This is a genomic window from Streptomyces bauhiniae (assembly GCF_004784475.1).
Classification (GTDB): domain Bacteria; phylum Actinomycetota; class Actinomycetes; order Streptomycetales; family Streptomycetaceae; genus Streptomyces; species Streptomyces seoulensis.
In genome coordinates this window covers 495566-511331 of sequence record NZ_SRRT01000001.1, presented here as the reverse complement: position 1 = coordinate 511331, position 15766 = coordinate 495566, and the positions used below count along the sequence as shown (strand labels likewise).

The following is a 15766-nucleotide window of genomic DNA, read 5'->3' as shown; positions in this document are numbered from 1 at the left end:
AATCGCGTGCGGCCTGTGGACGGTGGGTACGGTCCCGGCGGAGGTGGGGCCGAATGGCGCGCTGGCGGGACGGGCAGGGGACTCTGACGGTGCATCGGCCGGGGGGCGAGGTGCGCGTTCCGCTGGAGCTGGCGGTGTCCTACCGGGCCCGTACCCGGGGGCTGCTCGGGCGGGACGCGGTGGAGGGGGCTCTGCTGCTGTCGCCGGCCGCGAGTGTGCACACCTTCGGGATGCGGATGGCCATCGACGTGGCGTACCTGGACCGCTCCCTGCGGGTACTGGCGGTCCGCACGATGGTGCCGGGGCGCCTGGGGCTGCCCCGGCTACGGTCCCGGCACGTACTGGAGGCCGGGGCCGGGGTGATGGCGGGGTGGGGGCTGGTGGCGGGGGTCGTGGTGTCGGTGGGGTAGGCCCCTACTGGGCGGTGCGGGGGAAGGAGACCTCCACGCGGCGGTTCTTCTTGCGGCCCGCTTCCGTGGAGTTGTCGGCGATGGGGTACTGCTCGCCGTAGCCGCGTACCTCGAAGGTGACGTCGGGGGCGTTGAGGTCCTGGTCGAGTACGGCCTGTACGGCGTTGGCCCTTCGCTTGGAGAGGACGTCGCCGTGGGCGGAGGAGCCGAGGTTGTCGGTGAAGCCGAAGACGCGTACGCGGGTGGCCTTCTGCTTCTCGATCTCCTCGGCGATGGCGGTGATGCGGGCGCGGGCCTCCGGGCCGAGCTTGGCGCTGTCCTTGCCGAAGAGGACTTCCGCCTGGAGGGCGAAGGTGACGTCGGCGTTGGTGTCCTCGCGGCGCTCGTCCCCGCTCTGGTCCTCGACGACCGACTTGATGTCCAGCACCTTCGCTCCCGCGAGCGTGGCGCCCTCCGGCAGCTTCAGGTCCGGATCGGTGGGGTCCACCTTCACCGGCGCGGCAGCACTCGCCTCCGTACCGGGCGGCTCACTGGGCCCGTCCGCGTGGGCGGGGGTGAGGGGGGTGAGGAGGGCCGCGGTGGCGGTGGCCAGGAGGCGGGCGAGACGGGTGGGGGTCACGGGGGGCCTCAGTCGGAGATTTTCAGAGGGGCGCTGGAGAACGTCGGCAACTGGAGCGTCACCTCGGCCGTGCCCTCGGGCGGGGCGGGGAACTGGATGAAGACCGGGATGGTCTGGCCGGACTGGATGGTCGTCAGCCCGGTGGTCGTCAGCGGCCGGCCGTCGGTGTCCCGCAGCACGTAGTAGCGCTTCTTGCCCTTGGGGTCCACGAGGGTCGCGCCGCCCAGTGACGTGCCGTGCTGCACGATCTCGGTCTCGTCGCCGCGGAGACCGGACGGAATCACCAGCGATTTGGCGCCGTCGTTCTTCAGCACCCCGTTGACGGTGACGAAGCCGCCCGAGTCGCGGTCGGCCGAGGTGACCTGGAGCAGCAGGCCGTCCTGGCCCCGCAGTTCGGCGATCGGGTCCTGCGACTGTCCTTCCTGAGTGCTCGGCCCGGAGCCGTCACCCTTGGAAGCGGAGGCCGATGCCGAGGACTCGGGCTTCTTGTCGTCGCCGCCACCTCCGCAACTCACCACGCCAAGGGAAAGACCCGTCGCGATAACCAAGGCGACCGCCCCCCTTCGAGCCCTTGCGGTGAATCCGATACTCATCGCTCCGCTTCCTTCATCGCTCGTCATTCACTGGTCAGTCGGCCAGATGGACATCAAAGAGGTCTTCGGGACCGGGCAGATCACCGTCACCGTCCGGCTTGAGGTCCCAGAGAGTTCCGTCGCAGTCGAGCCGGGGCAGCGCGTGCCCCGCGCCGACGAGGTCGAAGGTGCAGCGCGGCTTGATCACGGCGGTGGCGGAGGCCGAAGCCTTGAGGCCGTCCGTACCGGGCACGACGGAATGCCCGACGGTTTTGTTGGTCGTGACATCGGCGGTGTATTCCAGCGCGACGCCGTCGCAGCCGTCGAGTTGCGCGTCGTTCTGGGCCGCCAGCTCGCCTGCCCGCCAGCACGGGTTGTCGACGGGTGCGGTGCCGTCGAAGATGTCATCCCACTTGGTGGGGTCGAGCAGGTCGTCCACCCAGGCGTCGGCCAGTTGGTCACGCGCGTTCTGCGCGGCGGCGAGGGCCGCGGCGTCGGCGGCGGTCTGGGCGCCGCTCCGGTTGACGGCGGCCTGACCGACCGCCAGATAGGCCAGGGCAAGAAAGAGCAGGCCCGCCACCACCGTGATGTAGATGGGGAAGACCTGCCCGGCGTCGCCTTTTCGGCGAGCGATCATCACACGATTTTGTTGATCTGCGTCATGATCTTGTCGAGGATCGCCGAACCAATGCTCGTTCCCGTCACGGCCAGCACGATCGCCACCACCACTGCGATGATTCCCAGGTACTCGACGGCGGTCTGGCCTTTGTCGTTGGTACGGCGCTGCATGGCAACCAGCAGCTTCAGAATCGGATCGCCCATGGTGTTCCCCTCCGGATGTGTCTCCGATCCGCGCACCGTACGGCGGTAAGAGGAGGTGGGCCCAGGGTCCGTGGGCCCAGTGCCGGGCCCATTCGGTGCGGGTGAACGCCATCTCACGCCACCCCTAACCACTTCGCGGTCGCCTGGGATCTGTTGGTGGTGTGGAGTTTGGCGAAGATGTGGTTGATGTGGTTCTTGACGGTTTTCTCGCTGATGAAGCAGGTGGCGGCGATCTGATGGTTCGTCATGCCGGATGCGATGAGGTCCATGATCTCCGCCTCTCTGCTGCTCAGTTGAAAACTCGACCGGAATGACTGTCCCACAGAGGATTGCATCTGCGAAAGGGTTTTGGCAGACATATCCCAAGCAGGAGCAGGAAGTTCGGGTTCCGTGTGTGCACTCGCACCCGGCACAGCCGCCGGAGGCAACAGCGCGCGCACCGCCCCCGGCGTCACATGCGGACGCCCCTCGCACACATCCCGCACCGCCCGCACCAACTGTTCCGTGTCGAATTCCCCGTGCACCAGATATCCCCCCGCCCCCAGCCGCAAAGCCTCCCGCACGGTCCCGCTCTCATGGCTGTAGGTCAGCATCATGACGGGCGCCAGCCGGACCAGGTGGGGCAATGCCGAGATTCCGTCGACACCAGGCATCCGGACGTCGAGGAGGACGACGTCCGGCCGGTGCCGCAGCGCGGCCTCGTACGCCTCGCGCCCGTCCGCCGCCTCGGCCACCACGGTGGTGTCCTCGCGGCCGGAGAGCAGCGCGGTGAGGCCGGCGCGGACCACGGGGTTGTCGTCGGCGACCACGAGACGCAGCGGGCCGGTGGGGGGTGGGAACCGCATCGGAGTCTCCTTTCGAGGGTTTCGCGGGTTCATTCGGGCAGGGGGAGTTCGACGCCGATCTCGGTGCCGGAGGCGTGTCCGCCCCGGCCGATACGGATGCGCGCCCCCGCCGACGCGGCCCGCTCCACCATGCCGAGCAGCCCGAAGTGGCCTTCGGCGCGCAGGGTTTGGAGGGTGATGTCCGCCGGGAGGCCCTTGCCGTCGTCGTGGATGGAGAGGCGGAGGTGGCCGTCCTGGACGCCCGCCGTCACGACGACCCGGGTCGCGTTCGCGTGGCGGTGGGCGTTGTCGAGGGCCTCGGCGGTGAGGGCCAGGAGGGCGCGGGTGGTGGGCGGGGGGAGGGGCGGTAGCGGGTCGCCGGTGCGGTGGCAGGTGGCGGGGAGGCCGGTACGGGTGGTGAAGTCGGCCGCCTGGAGGTTGAGTTGTGGCCAGAGCGGGGCTTGGGGTGCCTCCTCGCGGAGGTCGGTGAGGAGTTCGCGGGATTCCGCCGCCGCCCGGCGGGCCGAGCGGGCGACCAGTTCCGCCTCCCGGCGCAGGCGGGCGGGGTCGGGGGTGGCGGCGGAGGCGGTGACGGCGAGGGCATCGGAGGCGAGGGCCACGCCGTGCAGGGTCTTGGCGAGGGAGTCGTGCATCTCGCGGGCGAGCCGGGCGCGTTCGGACTGTACGGCCTCCGCGGCGGCCAGTCGGGCGCGTACGGCGGTCAGGGCGTGGGTGGCGGTGCCGAGCCGGAGCATCAGATTGCGCAGGGTGGAGCCCATCGCGCCGGTGATGACGCACAGGCCGGGCAGCAGCAGGGTCTCCGCGAGCCCGGTGTGCCGTCCGGCGTCCAGGGTGGCGTGGACGAGGAGCAGGATCAGCGACTGGAGCGAGGCGAAGAAGGCGGCACCGCGCCAGCCGTAGAGCAGCCCGGCCAGCAGCGGGGTGCAGACGCTGACGTAGGCGAGGGTGGTGTCCGGCCCGGCGGAGATCAGCAGCAGGGACCCGAAGAGGGTGTCGACGGCGAGCAAGCTGGGGTGTCGCAACAGCAACGGCCCGAACCGCCCCCAGTCCCGGAACAGCACGTACGACACCATGAACGTGACGACCACCGCCGCCCCCACCAGCCGCGCCCCCAGCCCCGGCGCCGCGTTCAGCAACGCGGCAGGCGCGGCCAGCACGATCATCGCCAGCCGAAACCCGAACACCTGTCGTCCGACGGCTTGCAGAGCTCGAACCTGAAGCCCCTCGGGGGGTACGGCACCGGCCGCAGCAGCAGTCGCCGGAGGTTCCCCCTCCCTGTCCTCCCTGTCCTCCCTGGCCGCCCGCTCTTCCCTCACCTGCTCCCCCGGCCTCCGCGCCATACCCCCACCTCCCCCCAGACCCTTCCCCTCCCTACTCCCCCGCCAACGACCCGAAGTCCACCCCGGAGCCCAGCAGAAGGCCCGCGCCCAGCAGGAGCATCGTTGCCGGGACCATGAACGTTGTGATCATCAGCGTGGCCTTGGGGACCGCGCGAGCGGCTTTGCGGCGGGCGTTCTGGGCGTCGGTGCGGCGCATGTCCTTGGCCAGGGAGACCAGGGTGTCGACGATGGGGGCGCCGAGTTCCTCGCCCTGCTGGAGGGCGGTGACGAACATGGCGACCTGTTCGGAGTCGTTGCGGCGGCGGAGTTCGGTGAAGGCTTGGCGGCGGGTCATGCCGAGGTCCATCTGGCGGAGGGTGATGCGGAGTTCGTCGGCCCAGGGACCCTCGTAGCGGGTGGAGACGCGGTCGAGGGCCTGGCGGAAGCCGAGGCCGGCGCTGACGACCACGGCGAGGACGTCGAGGAAGTCCGGCAGGGTGCGCTCGATGACGTCCCGGCGGACCCGGATCGCGGACCAGATGCCGACCTCGGTCCAGAAGGCGCCGAAGGCGAGCAGGAGGAGGGCGACGAACCACTGGCCGCGCAGCAGGAAGACCAGGAAGCCGAGGGTGCCGAGCACGCCGTAGACCGCGCGGCGGGCGGCGTAGCGGTCGATGGTGAGACCGCCGGGGTTGCCCGCGAGGTCGATGCGGCGGCGGTAGCGGGCGACCAAGGCGGGGCCCATGAGGCGCAGTACGAGGGGCGCGTACCGCATGCCCATGCGGTCGATGACGGAGCCGACCGCGCCGGTGCGGGTGGCGCCGATCTCCAGGGCGACGGCGAGGTCGCCGGGCAGCTTGGTCTCGGCGCGGTACATGCGGACGCCCGCGAAGGCGCCCCAGACGCCGAGGGCCGCCAGCAGGGCGAGCAGGAGTTCCATCCGGTACGTCATCCCCTCACACGTCGATCCGGCTCATGCGGCGGATGAGGACGAACCCGACCGCGTACAGGGCGAAGGCGACGATCACGCAGCCCTGGCCGACCGGTGAGCCGGTCAGGCGTTCCAGGGCGCCGTCCTTGACGCCGTTCATCAGGAAGAGCGCGCCGATGCCGAGGGCGGGCACGGCGTACGAGGTCATGGTGACCTGGGAGAGCTGGGTACGGATCTCGCGCCGGGTCTCCTTGCGCTCCTCCAGCGTCTCGGTGAGGTTGCGCAGCGCGGAGACGACCTGGCCGCCCGCCCGGTTGGAGAGCACCAAGGTCGTGACCAGGACGACGAGTTCGCGGGAGGGCAGCCGGGCGGCGAGTTCGCCGAGTGCGTCCTCCATGGAGTGGCCGATCGCCAACTGGTCGGCCACCTGCGAGAGTTCCTCCCCGGCCGGGGCCTCCAGCTCCTCGGCGGCCATGCCGATGGCGGTGCGCAGGGCGAGACCGGCCTGGGTGGCGTTGGCCAGGATGCGGGCCAGTTCCGGGAGTTGGTTGATGAAGCGCTCGATGCGTTTCTGGCGTTGCCAGTTGAGGAACTGCACGGCCGCCCAGATGCCGAGGAGCCCGGCGATGGGACCGAAGAAGGGCGCGAGGGTGGCCTGGCCGACGAGCCAGAGCGCGGCGACCGCGGTGAGCATCCCGGCGAAGAACTCGCCGGGGGTGAGGTCGAGTCCGGTGGCGGCGAGCCGGAGTTGCAGCGCGCGGCCCAGCGCGGTGCGGCGCAGCCGGCGGTCCAGGCCGCGGAAGTGCCGTTTGCGGCCGCCTCCCGTCACCTGGTCGGCGTGCGCGAGCCGGTCCTCCAGGGCGGCGCGCCGGGCCCGGCCGGAGGCGTAGGTCTGGACGCCCGCGACGGCGAGGAGGCAGGTCAGCAGGGTGATGCCGGTGGTGAGCTGCGCGAGGGTGGACAGATCCATGGGCCTACCTGGCCTCTCGGGTGGCGAGCTGGTCCGCGGTGCGGGCCACGCCGAACGCCTGGGGCACGGGCTGGCCGGCCATGTAGAGGCGGTCGGCGGTGCGCCGGGGCAGCGGGAAGTACTGGAAGGCGCCGTGGACCTGGCCGTCGGCGGTCATGGGGCGGGCGTCGAAGCGGGCCACGGTCGCCAGCCGGTACGGCTCCCCGCCGTGGCTGTCCAGCAGGGCGACCTCGGTGATCCGGCGGGCGCCGTCCGCGAACCGGGTGAGCTGGACCAGTACGTCGACCGCGCTGTTGATCTGGTCGTGCAGCGCGGCGAACGGCACCTCCACGTCGGACATGGAGGCGAGGGTCTGGAGGCGGGTGAGGGCGTCCTCGGCGCTGTTGGCGTGCACGGTGGCGAGCGAGCCGTCGTGGCCGGTGGACATGGCCTGGAGCATGTCCAGCGACTCCCCGCCGCGCACCTCGCCGACCACGATGCGGTCGGGCCGCATGCGCAGGGAGTTGCGGACGAGGTCGCGGATGGTGACCTGGCCGCTGCCCTCGACGTTGGGCGGCCGGGACTCCAGGCGGACCACATGGGTCTGCTGGAGCTGGAGTTCGGCGGAGTCCTCGATGGTGATGATGCGCTCGTGCGCCGGGATCAGCCCGGACAGGGCGTTGAGCAGGGTGGTCTTGCCGGTGCCGGTGGCGCCGGAGACGATCACGTTGAACTTGGCCTGCACCAGCCCGGCGAGCAGCAGCAGCATGTGGTCGTCGAGCGAGCCGAAGCCGATCAGCTCCTTCAGGGTGTAGGAGCGCGGGAAGCGGCGGATGGTGAGGACGGGGCCGCTCAGGGAGAGCGGCGGGATGATGACGTTGACGCGCTCGCCGGACGGCAGCCGGGCGTCGACCATCGGATTGGACTCGTCCACGCGGCGGTTGACGGTGGAGACGATGCGTTCGATGGTCTGCATGAGCTGGTCGGCGGAGGCGAAGCGCAGCGGCAGCCGTTCGACCCGGCCGCCGCGCTCGACGAAGATCGAGTCGGGGCCGTTGACCATGATCTCGGTGACGGAGGCGTCCTCCAGGAGGGGTTCCAGGATGCCGAGGCCGAGCGCCTCGTCCACCACGCGCCGGATGAGCCCGGCGCGTTCGGCGGTGGAGAGCACCGGGCCCTCGCGGCTGATGATGTGGCCGAGGACGCGTTCGAGCCGGGCCCGGCGCTCGGCGGCGGCCAGCGAACTCATCTCCGCGAGATCGATCTCTTCCAGCAGCTTGGCCCGGTAGGAGGCGACCAGATGTCCGTCCTCGCCCCGGCTGCCCTGCTCCTCGGGGGAGTTGATGCGTGCCCGCAGGCTCATGGGGCGGCCCTCCTCAGTGGTCGACCGGCATGGTGGCGGACTTGACGGCGTTCCCCAGGTCCCAGCCGGGTACGACGTCGGGGATCTTGACGGTCGCGGTCACGGTGACGGAGTCGCCGCCCCCGCCGCCGCCCGAGCAGGACACGCTGAGCCCGCCGCTGACGGCGGACGCGCACGCCCCCTGCGCGTCTTGCCGCAGCGAGGCGGCGCGTGCCCCGGCCCGCGCGGCGGTACCGGCCTGCTCGGCGGCGTAGGCGACGGCGCCGATCTGGATGCCGGCGAGGCCGACGATCAGCAGCACGGGGACGAAACCCAGGTACTCGATGGCGACCTGACCCCGGTCGCGGGAGCGGGTACGGCGCATCTCAGTCCTTCACCTCCTCCACGGCACCGGCGTGGCCGTGCACCGTGACCGGGAAGTCGATGGAGCCGGGGAAGAGGACGGGGACCTTGAGGTCGACGTCGGCGGTGACGAAGCCGGTGCCCCCGCACCGCACCGACGCCCCGTCCCGCCAGGCCCCCGACAGATGCTTCAGCCCCGCCTCCGCGCACGCCCCGTCCCGCGCCCCCCGAGGAGCCGCCGTGCCCGCCCGTACGCCCTCGTCGGCGGCGTTCCCGGCGAGCGTGAAGGCGTACCCGACCAGCACGCACTGCCACATCAGGACCAGGGTGAGCACGATCAGCGGGGTCATGCCGAGCAACTCGACGGCGACCTGCCCCCGGTCCTTCCGTAACCTGCCGCGGCGCCTCATGCCTACTCCTTCCGCCGCCGGAAGCCCACGGCGCCCCGGTCGCCGCCGCGCTGACGGCCGCCCCGGTGGGCGGGGCCGTCGGCGGCTTTGGCGAGGCCCAGTTCGCCGGCCAGGGCCCACAGGGCCTGTCGTACGGTGCTGCGGGCGTCGAGTTCGTGCACGCGGCCGGCGTCCACCACGCCCTGCAGCTCCTTGAAGGCGGCGGGCACGGTGGTGCGGGCCAGGGCGGTGCCGGTGATGCGCTGGATGAGCGCGGGCTGGATCTCGGTGACGCGGGTGTAGCGGTTGACCACGACGGTGGTCTCCTCGGCCTTGCGGATCTGCAGCCGGTCCCACATCCGCACGGTCCGCTTGGCGGCGCGTACCGAGACCACGTCGGGCGTGGTGACCAGCAGCGCGGTGTCGGCGCCCTCCACGGCGGCGGCGGTGGCCCCGGTGAGCTGGGCGCCGCAGTCCAGGACGACGACCTCGTAGCGGGCGCGCAGGGCGTGGATGATCTGGCGTACGGCCCGGTCGGTGACCTCCTCGCCGCGTTCGCCCTCGCCGGGCGCCAGCAGCAGGGCGAGCCCGGTGTCGTGGCGGTAGACGGCGTCGGCGAGGACGCGCGGGGAGATGTCGGCGATGGCGGCGAGGTCGGCGACCGAGCGGCGGAACTGGATGTCCAGGAAGGACGCCACGTCACCGGTCTGGAGGTCGAGGTCGGCCAGTACGGTGGCCCGGCCCGACGCCTGTGCGGCGAGGGCGAGTTGGAGTGCGGCCGTGGTGGCGCCGGTGCCGCCCTTGGCCCCGCTGACCGTGATCACCGTGCCGCCGGGACCGCTGAGCGCGTCGGCCCCGCCGTGCCCGAGGTGGCGGCGCACCCCGCTGGACCACTGGGCCACGGCCTGCACCCGGTGTGCGAGGTCCTCGTAGGCCAGCGGCAGCCCGACCAGGCCGCGGGCGCCCGCGTCCATCGCGGCGGCGAACAGGGCGGGCCCGGCGTCGGTGGTGACGAGGATGACGCCGACGGCCGGGAAGCGCAGCGCTATCTCCCGGATCAGCTCCAGTGCCGGTACGGGGCCGATGCGTTCATGGACGACGACGACCTCGGGGAGTTCGTCGACCGACTCGGCGGCGAGCCGGGCCAGGGTGTCGATCAGCCGGGTGGAGTCGGTGACCGGCGGGACCGGCTCGGCGTCGGGGAGCTGGCTGAGCAGGGTGGTGAGGGACCGTACGGCGTCCGGGTCCGCGCCGGCCGGCAGAATCCTGGTGGGCATGCGGGCCGCCTCTCACTTGTCCGTCGCTAGTTCATAGGTGCGCTCGCGGTCCGGTATGGCGGACTCGCCGCCGGGGGCGACCAGGGCAAGCCGGACCCGCTGGGCGAAGGACTCGGCGTAGGTGACGCGCTGAGCGTCCAGGGCGGACAGCGCGAAGGTGATGGGGACGGCCTCGGTGGGCTGGCGTTGCTGGTCGCGGTCCCGGTCGGGGTCGAGTGCGGTGATCTTCCCGACGTCCAGGACCCGCGCGTCCGTGACGATGATCTTCGACTGGTCGGGATCGCTCTCCTTCTTGCCCTCGAAGGTGGCGTAGACGTTGACCTTCGCACCGGGGGTGATCTTGCCCGCGACACCCGTGGCCGCGTCGATCATGATGGCCACCTCCTGCTGTCCCGGCCGGAGTTCGGGCTGGTCGACGACCATGTCGGTCTGCAGCAGGGAGCCCGCGCGCAGGGTGGTGACGGCGATCTTGCCGCGCAGTTGGGCGAGGTCGGTGACGGCGTTGGCGGACAGCCAGCGCTTGGGCATCCGTACCTTCTCGAACTGGTCCGCGCCGAGCGCGGTGTACGGCTGGACCGCGGACTTGACCCGGTACGCGGTGACCTCGGGGCCGACCTTGGAGCGCACGTCGCTGATGACGGACAGCACGCCCGCGAAGGCGCCGAGGGCGCACAGGACGGAGAGGATCAGGAGTATCACGCCGCGGCGCTGACGGGAGTTCATGAACCGTGCAACCTCATTGGGGGAATCGGTCGTGCGGGACGGGAGCGGGGTCCGTATCGGTTCAGGCGGGCGTACGCCCCTGGAGGGCGCGCGGCGGCGGCAAGGGGTGCTCGGGCGGGGAGGCGGAGCAGAAGACGCAGCGGTCGCCGATGACGTCGAGCCCGCACCAGTGGCAGCTCGACTGCCGTACCGAGGTGACGAGTTGGTAGAGCACGGAGAGGTCGGCGAGGTACCCGCAGAACTCGATCATCCGGCCGGTGCCCCACCAGGCGGGCGACTCGGCGGGCAGCGGGGTCTCGCGCAGCCCGTGCACGCCCCAGTCCTTGGCGAAGCCGGTGATCCAGTCGGACTGCAACTGCCCCCGCGCGAGCAGCATCCAGGTGCCGAACTCGGGCCCCTTGAGGGTGGCGCCCTGCACGGCCTTGACGAGCTGGGGCTCGGGGTGGGCGACGACGGCGAACTGGGCGCCCGGCACCCAGGACTTGGCGTGCGCCTTGAGTCCGACCGGTACGTGGTCGAGGCGGGCGACCGAGCCGAGTACCGCACCGGCGTGGATGTAGTGGGTGAGCAGCCGCCCGGCGGAGGCGAGCACACCGGGGCTGAGGTCACAGGTGGCGAGCTGCCGTAACTGCCGGGCCAGGACCGCGACGCCGAGCGGCGGCAACTCCGGCCGGAACACGGCGATTCGGTCGCTCTCCAGCAGGGAGCGCAGGGTGTGCAGCCGGCGTAACACGGCCTCCGGGGTGGCCTTGGAGCACAGGACCACCAGATAGCCGAACTGGTCGATGACGCCCTGGACTTCGGAGAGGGTCTGGTCCAGCGGGCGGCTGTCGAGGTCGCGCAGCACGACGGCGGGCATGGTCCGCTCGTCCTGCGCCGGCAGTGCCAGGTCGGCACTGGTCACGGCGATGGCAGTTGGCACGCGCAGCTCCCCGCTCTCACACCCTCCGGCCCACCGGCACGGTTCCCCTCGGGCCATGACGACTTCATTGCGTGACTACGTGAGCACTGTATCCACGCCTGGATCACGGGAGAACAGCGTTTGTGTAGCTCGTGGGGAACTCTCCGGTCACAACTTGCTTCAAAACGGGACAGGTTGCGCGGCGAGGTCAGGGGCGATCCCTACGCCACCCCTTGACAGCGGAATTGGTCTGGACCAACTTGTAGACACACTCCCCGCGAACTCCCCCACCGGAGGCTCCAGTTGGACCTCGTATCTGTCATGCCCGCGCGCGGCGGGCGCGGCCGGGCCCGTGCCTGGTCGGTGACCGCCGCTCTCGCCCTCGCCGTGGCGGGGCTGGCCGCCGCTCCCGCCTCGGCGGCGGACGTCAACAACGCCAAGAACGCCGGCTTCGAGTCGGGCCTGTCCAACTGGACCTGCTCGGCGGGCAGCGGGACGACCGTCTCGTCCCCGGTGCACGGCGGCTCCGCCGCGCTGAAGGCCACCCCGGCCGGGCAGGACAACGCCCAGTGCACCCAGGCGGTGGCGGTCAAGCCCAACTCCACGTACACGCTGAGCGCCTGGGTGCAGGGCGGGTACGCCTACCTCGGGGCGACCGGCACCGGCACCACGGACGTGTCGACCTGGACCCCGGACAGCCCGTCGTGGAAGCAGCTCTCGACGACGTTCACCACGGGCTCCGCCACCACCTCGGTCACCGTCTACACCCACGGCTGGTACGGGCAGGCCGCGTACTACGCCGACGATGTACAGGTACAGGGCCCGGACGGCGGCGGGGGCGGTGACCCGGCGCCGACGAAGCCCGCCACGCCGGGCGGTCTCGCGGTGTCCGGCACCACCTCGTCCTCGGTCTCGCTGGCCTGGAACACGGTGTCCGGCGCGACCGGCTACAACGTCTACCGCGACGGCACCAAGGTCACCGCGGTGAGCGGCACCTCGGCCACCGTCACCGGGCTCGCGGCCTCGACCTCGTACTCCTTCCAGGTCACGGCGACCAACTCGGCCGGTGAGTCGGCGAAGTCGGCCACCGTGAACGCGACCACCACCTCCGGCGGCGGCACCATCCCCAAGGGCGACCTGCCCAAGCACGCGGTGACCGGGTACTGGCAGAACTTCAACAACGGCGCTGCCGTGCAGAAGATCTCCGACGTGCCCTCGGACTACGACATCATCGCGGTGGCCTTCGCGGACGCCACCTCCACGCCGGGCGCGGTGAGCTTCAGCCTGGACTCGGCGGGGCTGAACGGCTACACCGTCGACCAGTTCAAGGCCGACATCAAGGCCAAGCAGGCCGCGGGCAAGAAGGTGATCGTCTCCGTCGGCGGCGAGCGCGGCACGGTCGCGGTCAGCGACACCGCCTCGGCGAACAACTTCGCCACCTCGGTGTACTCGCTGATGCAGACCTACGGGTTCGACGGGGTCGACATCGACCTGGAGAACGGGCTCAACCCGACGTACATGACGCAGGCGCTGCGGTCGCTGTCGTCGAAGGCGGGCTCGTCGCTGATCATCACGATGGCGCCGCAGACGATCGACATGCAGTCGACGTCCGGTTCCTACTTCCAGACGGCCCTGAACATCAAGGACATCCTCACGGTCGTCAACATGCAGTACTACAACAGCGGTTCGATGCTGGGCTGCGACGGCAAGGTGTACAGCCAGGGCTCGGTGGACTTCCTGACCGCGCTGGCCTGCATCCAGTTGGAGGGCGGGCTCGCGCCGTCCCAGGTGGGCATCGGTGTGCCGGCCTCCACGCGGGGCGCGGGCAGCGGCTATGTCGCGCCGAGCGTGGTGAACAACGCGCTGGACTGCCTGGCCAAGGGCACCGGCTGCGGCTCCTTCAAGCCGGCCCGGACCTACCCGGACCTGCGCGGCGCGATGACCTGGTCGACCAACTGGGACGCGACGGCGGGCAACGCCTGGATCGGCGCGGTCGGTCCCCACGTGCACGGGCTGCCGTAGCGGTACCGGAAAACGGGCGGTGTCCCGGTCTCCCTCAGGGGGAGGCCGGGGCACCGCCCGTTGTTCACTCCGACTCGAAGTAGGCGTCCAGTACCGCGTCCATCGAGGCGTCCCACTCCGCGAACTGCGAGCGGGAGGCGGCCTCGATCTCGATCGGGTACCAGCGGCGCTCCGGGGTGTGCACCGTGACGGTGAAGCGCTTGCCGAACCGGGCCGTCTCCGTCTCCACGGCGGCGATCTCCGGCCAGGTGAACTCGCACTCCTCCGCGTCCAGGGCGAGGCGCACGCCCCGGCGGTCCGCGACTATCCGCGCCCGGCGGTCGGCGGCCTCGAAGACGGGACCGCCCTCCTCGGCGGCCTCCTCCTCGGAGTCGACCGCCTCGGCCTCCGGAACGGCGTCGGCGGGCGCCGAACTCCCTTCCGCCTCGGCCGAGTCGGCCTTTTCGGCCGTCGGCTCGGCGTCCTCCGCTTCCCCCTGGGCGGCGGGGCCCGTCAGACCGGGGATGAAGGCCGGGTCGAACCCGGCACCCGTGACGGGCTCGCCCTTCAGGGGCTGGCTGTTCGATCCTATGCGCTGCTCCACGGCGGCAGTATGGACGACTTCCCTGTGCCGGAACCACCCGGCGCTCCATTCCCGCCGGTATCCCACCGGTACGTCCCCCGTCGTGGCCGCCGTCCTGTCCGCCGTCATGTCCGCCGGAGGCACCGTCAGACGAACAGGCTCACCACCGCCGCAACCGCGAACCCGGCGACGGAGAGGACCGATTCCAGGACCGTCCACGTCTTCAGCGTGTCGCGCTCGGTGATGCCGAAGTACTTGGCGACCATCCAGAACCCGCCGTCGTTGACGTGCGAGGCGAAGATGGAGCCGGCCGAGATGGCCATGATGACCAGGGCCACGAACGCCTGCGAGTGGTCGCCCTCGGTCAGCAGCGGGGCGACGATGCCCGCCGTCGTCACGATGGCGACCGTGGCCGAGCCCTGGGCGACCCGCAGCACCAGCGAGATCAGGTACGCCAGCACGATCACCGGCAGCCCCACCCCGTGGAAGGTGTCCGAGAGTGCCTGGGCGACCCCGCTCGCCTTGAGGACGGCGCCGAAGACCCCGCCCGCGCCGACCACCAGCAGGATGTTGCCGACCGGCTTCAGGGAGGCGGTGGAGACGTTCTCCAGGGACTTGCGGGACCAGCCGCGCCGGATGCCGAGCAGGTAGTAGGCGAGCACCAGGGCGATGGTGAGGGCGACGAAGGGGTGCCCGAAGAACTCGATGACCGAGCGCACGGTGGACGGGTCCAGCGCGACCGAGGAGAAGGTGGCGGCGAGGATCAGGATCAGCGGCGTACCGATGATGGCGAGGACCGTGCCCAGCGGGACCGGCTTCTCGGCGGGCTCCACGCCCGAGGCGCGCTGCTCGGCGAGGACCGCCTCACGGGCCTCCTCCGCCGCCTCGACCATGTCCTGCGGGACGGGCACGAAGATACGCCGGCCGACCCACGCGGAGAACGCCCACGCGGCCAGCACCGCCGGGATGCCGCAGATGACGCCCATGAGGACGACCCAGCCGAGCTGGACGTGCAGCAGTCCGGCCGCGGCCACCGGGCCGGGGTGCGGGGGCAGGAAGGCGTGCGTCATGGACAGGCCCGCCAGCAGCGGCAGGCAGTACAGCAGGATCGACTTGCCGCCCCGCTTGGCGGCCGCGTAGACCAGCGGCGCGAGGACGAAGATGCCGACGTCGAAGAAGACCGGGATGCCGAAGATCAGGCCGGTCAGGCCCATCGCCAGCGGTGCCCGCTTCTCGCCGAACAGCCGCAGCAGACGGCCGGCGAGGACCTCGGCGCCGCCGCTGACCTCCAGGATCGCGCCGAGCATGGTGCCGAGGCCGATGATGATGGCGACGTGGCCGAGGATGCCGCCCATGCCGGACTCGATGGTGGACACGGCGTCCGAGCGCTGGACGGTGCCGAAGAGTTCGGTGACCGAGAGACCGGCGAGCAGGCCGACGGTTATGGACACCGTGAGCAGCGCGACGAACGGCTGCAGCCGGACCTTGATGATCAGAAAGAGCAGCAGGGCGATGCCGAGACCGGCGACGGTGAGCAGGCCGGGGGTGCCGTCCAGCAGGAGGAGCAGTCCTCCGGTGTGGGGTGGCGCGGCGGGCGCGGGTGCGGCGAGCGGAAGGGACATGAGAGGGGGGTCCTCTGCGTGTGAAGGTTAAGTACATCGGGCTTTCGGGCAGGGTGGAGCGCGGCACGGCACCCGTAGGGGGTGCCGTGCCGTGTGCG

18 protein-coding genes are annotated in these 15766 nt (G+C 71.2%); 2 read left to right on the top strand and 16 right to left on the bottom strand.

Features of this window, described 5'->3' with window-relative positions; genetic code table 11:
• The first annotated feature begins 53 nt into the window (after positions 1-53).
• Positions 54-410: a DUF192 domain-containing protein gene (locus tag E5083_RS02465; RefSeq protein WP_135783922.1), complete on the top strand. Its 357-nt coding sequence runs from the start codon at positions 54-56 to the stop codon at positions 408-410.
• A 4-nt stretch (positions 411-414) separates the two neighbouring features.
• Here E5083_RS02465 and E5083_RS02460 read toward each other — a convergent pair whose 3' ends face one another.
• The 14 genes from E5083_RS02460 to E5083_RS02395 all read right to left on the bottom strand — a co-directional run bounded on the left by E5083_RS02460 (position 415) and on the right by E5083_RS02395 (position 11540).
• Positions 415-1029, bottom strand: coding sequence for an OmpA family protein (locus E5083_RS02460; protein WP_135783921.1), 615 nt, complete (start codon positions 1027-1029; stop codon positions 415-417).
• An 8-nt stretch (positions 1030-1037) separates the two neighbouring features.
• On the bottom strand, positions 1038-1622 hold the full coding sequence (locus tag E5083_RS02455; protein ID WP_135783920.1) for a hypothetical protein: 585 nt from the start codon (positions 1620-1622) through the stop codon (positions 1038-1040).
• A gap of 34 nt (positions 1623-1656) precedes the next feature.
• Positions 1657-2238, bottom strand: a complete 582-nt coding sequence (locus tag E5083_RS02450; RefSeq protein ID WP_135783919.1) for a pilus assembly protein TadG-related protein — start codon at positions 2236-2238, stop codon at positions 1657-1659.
• Positions 2238-2423 (bottom strand): membrane protein, encoded by a 186-nt coding sequence (locus E5083_RS02445; protein WP_031180964.1) that lies wholly within the window; start codon positions 2421-2423, stop codon positions 2238-2240. Before E5083_RS02445 ends, E5083_RS02450 begins: the two co-directional genes overlap by 1 nt.
• Before the next feature lie 113 nt (positions 2424-2536).
• The gene (locus tag E5083_RS02440) at positions 2537-3268 is read right to left on the bottom strand and encodes a response regulator (RefSeq protein WP_135783918.1); all 732 of its coding nucleotides are present in this window, start codon (positions 3266-3268) and stop codon (positions 2537-2539) included.
• A gap of 29 nt (positions 3269-3297) precedes the next feature.
• A complete protein-coding gene (locus E5083_RS02435) occupies positions 3298-4608 on the bottom strand; it encodes a sensor histidine kinase (protein WP_425276684.1) in 1311 nt (436 codons plus the stop codon).
• Between the two features lie 31 nt (positions 4609-4639).
• Entirely contained in the window at positions 4640-5527 is an 888-nt protein-coding gene (locus E5083_RS02430) for a DUF5936 domain-containing protein (protein WP_135784399.1), read from the bottom strand.
• A 16-nt stretch (positions 5528-5543) separates the two neighbouring features.
• On the bottom strand, positions 5544-6488 hold the full coding sequence (locus E5083_RS02425) for a type II secretion system F family protein (RefSeq protein ID WP_135783917.1): 945 nt from the start codon (positions 6486-6488) through the stop codon (positions 5544-5546).
• Positions 6489-6492: 4 nt separating this feature from the next.
• Positions 6493-7830, bottom strand: a complete 1338-nt coding sequence (locus tag E5083_RS02420) for a TadA family conjugal transfer-associated ATPase (RefSeq protein WP_135783916.1) — start codon at positions 7828-7830, stop codon at positions 6493-6495.
• 13 nt (positions 7831-7843) lie between these two features.
• Positions 7844-8194 carry a TadE/TadG family type IV pilus assembly protein gene (locus E5083_RS02415; RefSeq protein WP_135783915.1) on the bottom strand — a complete coding sequence of 117 codons (351 nt, stop codon included), beginning with the start codon at positions 8192-8194 and terminating at the stop codon, positions 7844-7846.
• A 1-nt stretch (position 8195) separates the two neighbouring features.
• Positions 8196-8582: a TadE/TadG family type IV pilus assembly protein gene (locus E5083_RS02410; protein ID WP_135783914.1), complete on the bottom strand. Its 387-nt coding sequence runs from the start codon at positions 8580-8582 to the stop codon at positions 8196-8198.
• Between the two features lie 2 nt (positions 8583-8584).
• Positions 8585-9838, bottom strand: a complete 1254-nt coding sequence (locus E5083_RS02405; protein WP_135783913.1) for a CpaE/TadZ family protein — start codon at positions 9836-9838, stop codon at positions 8585-8587.
• 12 nt (positions 9839-9850) lie between these two features.
• Positions 9851-10561 (bottom strand): Flp pilus assembly protein CpaB, encoded by a 711-nt coding sequence (cpaB, locus tag E5083_RS02400; RefSeq protein WP_135783912.1) that lies wholly within the window; start codon positions 10559-10561, stop codon positions 9851-9853.
• 61 nt (positions 10562-10622) lie between these two features.
• Complete coding sequence (locus E5083_RS02395) at positions 10623-11540, bottom strand: hypothetical protein (RefSeq protein ID WP_135783911.1); 918 nt, start codon at positions 11538-11540, stop codon at positions 10623-10625.
• A 243-nt stretch (positions 11541-11783) separates the two neighbouring features.
• Between E5083_RS02395 and E5083_RS02390 the strand changes: the two genes are divergently transcribed.
• The gene (locus E5083_RS02390) at positions 11784-13484 is read left to right on the top strand and encodes a chitinase (RefSeq protein ID WP_135784398.1); all 1701 of its coding nucleotides are present in this window, start codon (positions 11784-11786) and stop codon (positions 13482-13484) included.
• A 64-nt stretch (positions 13485-13548) separates the two neighbouring features.
• Here the strand turns inward: E5083_RS02390 and E5083_RS02385 are convergent, their stop codons facing one another.
• Positions 13549-14067 (bottom strand): hypothetical protein, encoded by a 519-nt coding sequence (locus E5083_RS02385; protein ID WP_135783910.1) that lies wholly within the window; start codon positions 14065-14067, stop codon positions 13549-13551.
• Between the two features lie 125 nt (positions 14068-14192).
• The gene (locus E5083_RS02380) at positions 14193-15668 is read right to left on the bottom strand and encodes a GntP family permease (protein ID WP_135783909.1); all 1476 of its coding nucleotides are present in this window, start codon (positions 15666-15668) and stop codon (positions 14193-14195) included.
• Positions 15669-15766: the final 98 nt, after the last annotated feature.

Bases quoted from the DNA above. Each gene is read 5' to 3' on its own strand.
- E5083_RS02430 (WP_135784399.1), bottom strand. From the start codon at position 5,527: ATGGAACTCCTGCTCGCCCTGCTGGCGGCCCTCGGCGTCTGGGGCGCC.
- E5083_RS02440 (WP_135783918.1), bottom strand. From the start codon at position 3,268: ATGCGGTTCCCACCCCCCACCGGCCCGCTGCGTCTCGTGGTCGCCGAC.
- E5083_RS02395 (WP_135783911.1), bottom strand. From the start codon at position 11,540: ATGGCCCGAGGGGAACCGTGCCGGTGGGCCGGAGGGTGTGAGAGCGGG.
- E5083_RS02450 (WP_135783919.1), bottom strand. From the start codon at position 2,238: ATGATCGCTCGCCGAAAAGGCGACGCCGGGCAGGTCTTCCCCATCTAC.
- E5083_RS02465 (WP_135783922.1), top strand. From the start codon at position 54: ATGGCGCGCTGGCGGGACGGGCAGGGGACTCTGACGGTGCATCGGCCG.
- E5083_RS02380 (WP_135783909.1), bottom strand. From the start codon at position 15,668: ATGTCCCTTCCGCTCGCCGCACCCGCGCCCGCCGCGCCACCCCACACC.
- cpaB (WP_135783912.1), bottom strand. From the start codon at position 10,561: ATGAACTCCCGTCAGCGCCGCGGCGTGATACTCCTGATCCTCTCCGTC.
- E5083_RS02420 (WP_135783916.1), bottom strand. From the start codon at position 7,830: ATGAGCCTGCGGGCACGCATCAACTCCCCCGAGGAGCAGGGCAGCCGG.
- E5083_RS02435 (WP_425276684.1), bottom strand. From the start codon at position 4,608: ATGGCGCGGAGGCCGGGGGAGCAGGTGAGGGAAGAGCGGGCGGCCAGG.
- E5083_RS02445 (WP_031180964.1), bottom strand. From the start codon at position 2,423: ATGGGCGATCCGATTCTGAAGCTGCTGGTTGCCATGCAGCGCCGTACC.
- E5083_RS02390 (WP_135784398.1), top strand. From the start codon at position 11,784: ATGCCCGCGCGCGGCGGGCGCGGCCGGGCCCGTGCCTGGTCGGTGACC.
- E5083_RS02425 (WP_135783917.1), bottom strand. From the start codon at position 6,488: ATGGATCTGTCCACCCTCGCGCAGCTCACCACCGGCATCACCCTGCTG.
- E5083_RS02410 (WP_135783914.1), bottom strand. From the start codon at position 8,582: ATGAGGCGCCGCGGCAGGTTACGGAAGGACCGGGGGCAGGTCGCCGTC.
- E5083_RS02455 (WP_135783920.1), bottom strand. From the start codon at position 1,622: ATGAGTATCGGATTCACCGCAAGGGCTCGAAGGGGGGCGGTCGCCTTG.
- E5083_RS02415 (WP_135783915.1), bottom strand. From the start codon at position 8,194: ATGCGCCGTACCCGCTCCCGCGACCGGGGTCAGGTCGCCATCGAGTAC.
- E5083_RS02405 (WP_135783913.1), bottom strand. From the start codon at position 9,838: ATGCCCACCAGGATTCTGCCGGCCGGCGCGGACCCGGACGCCGTACGG.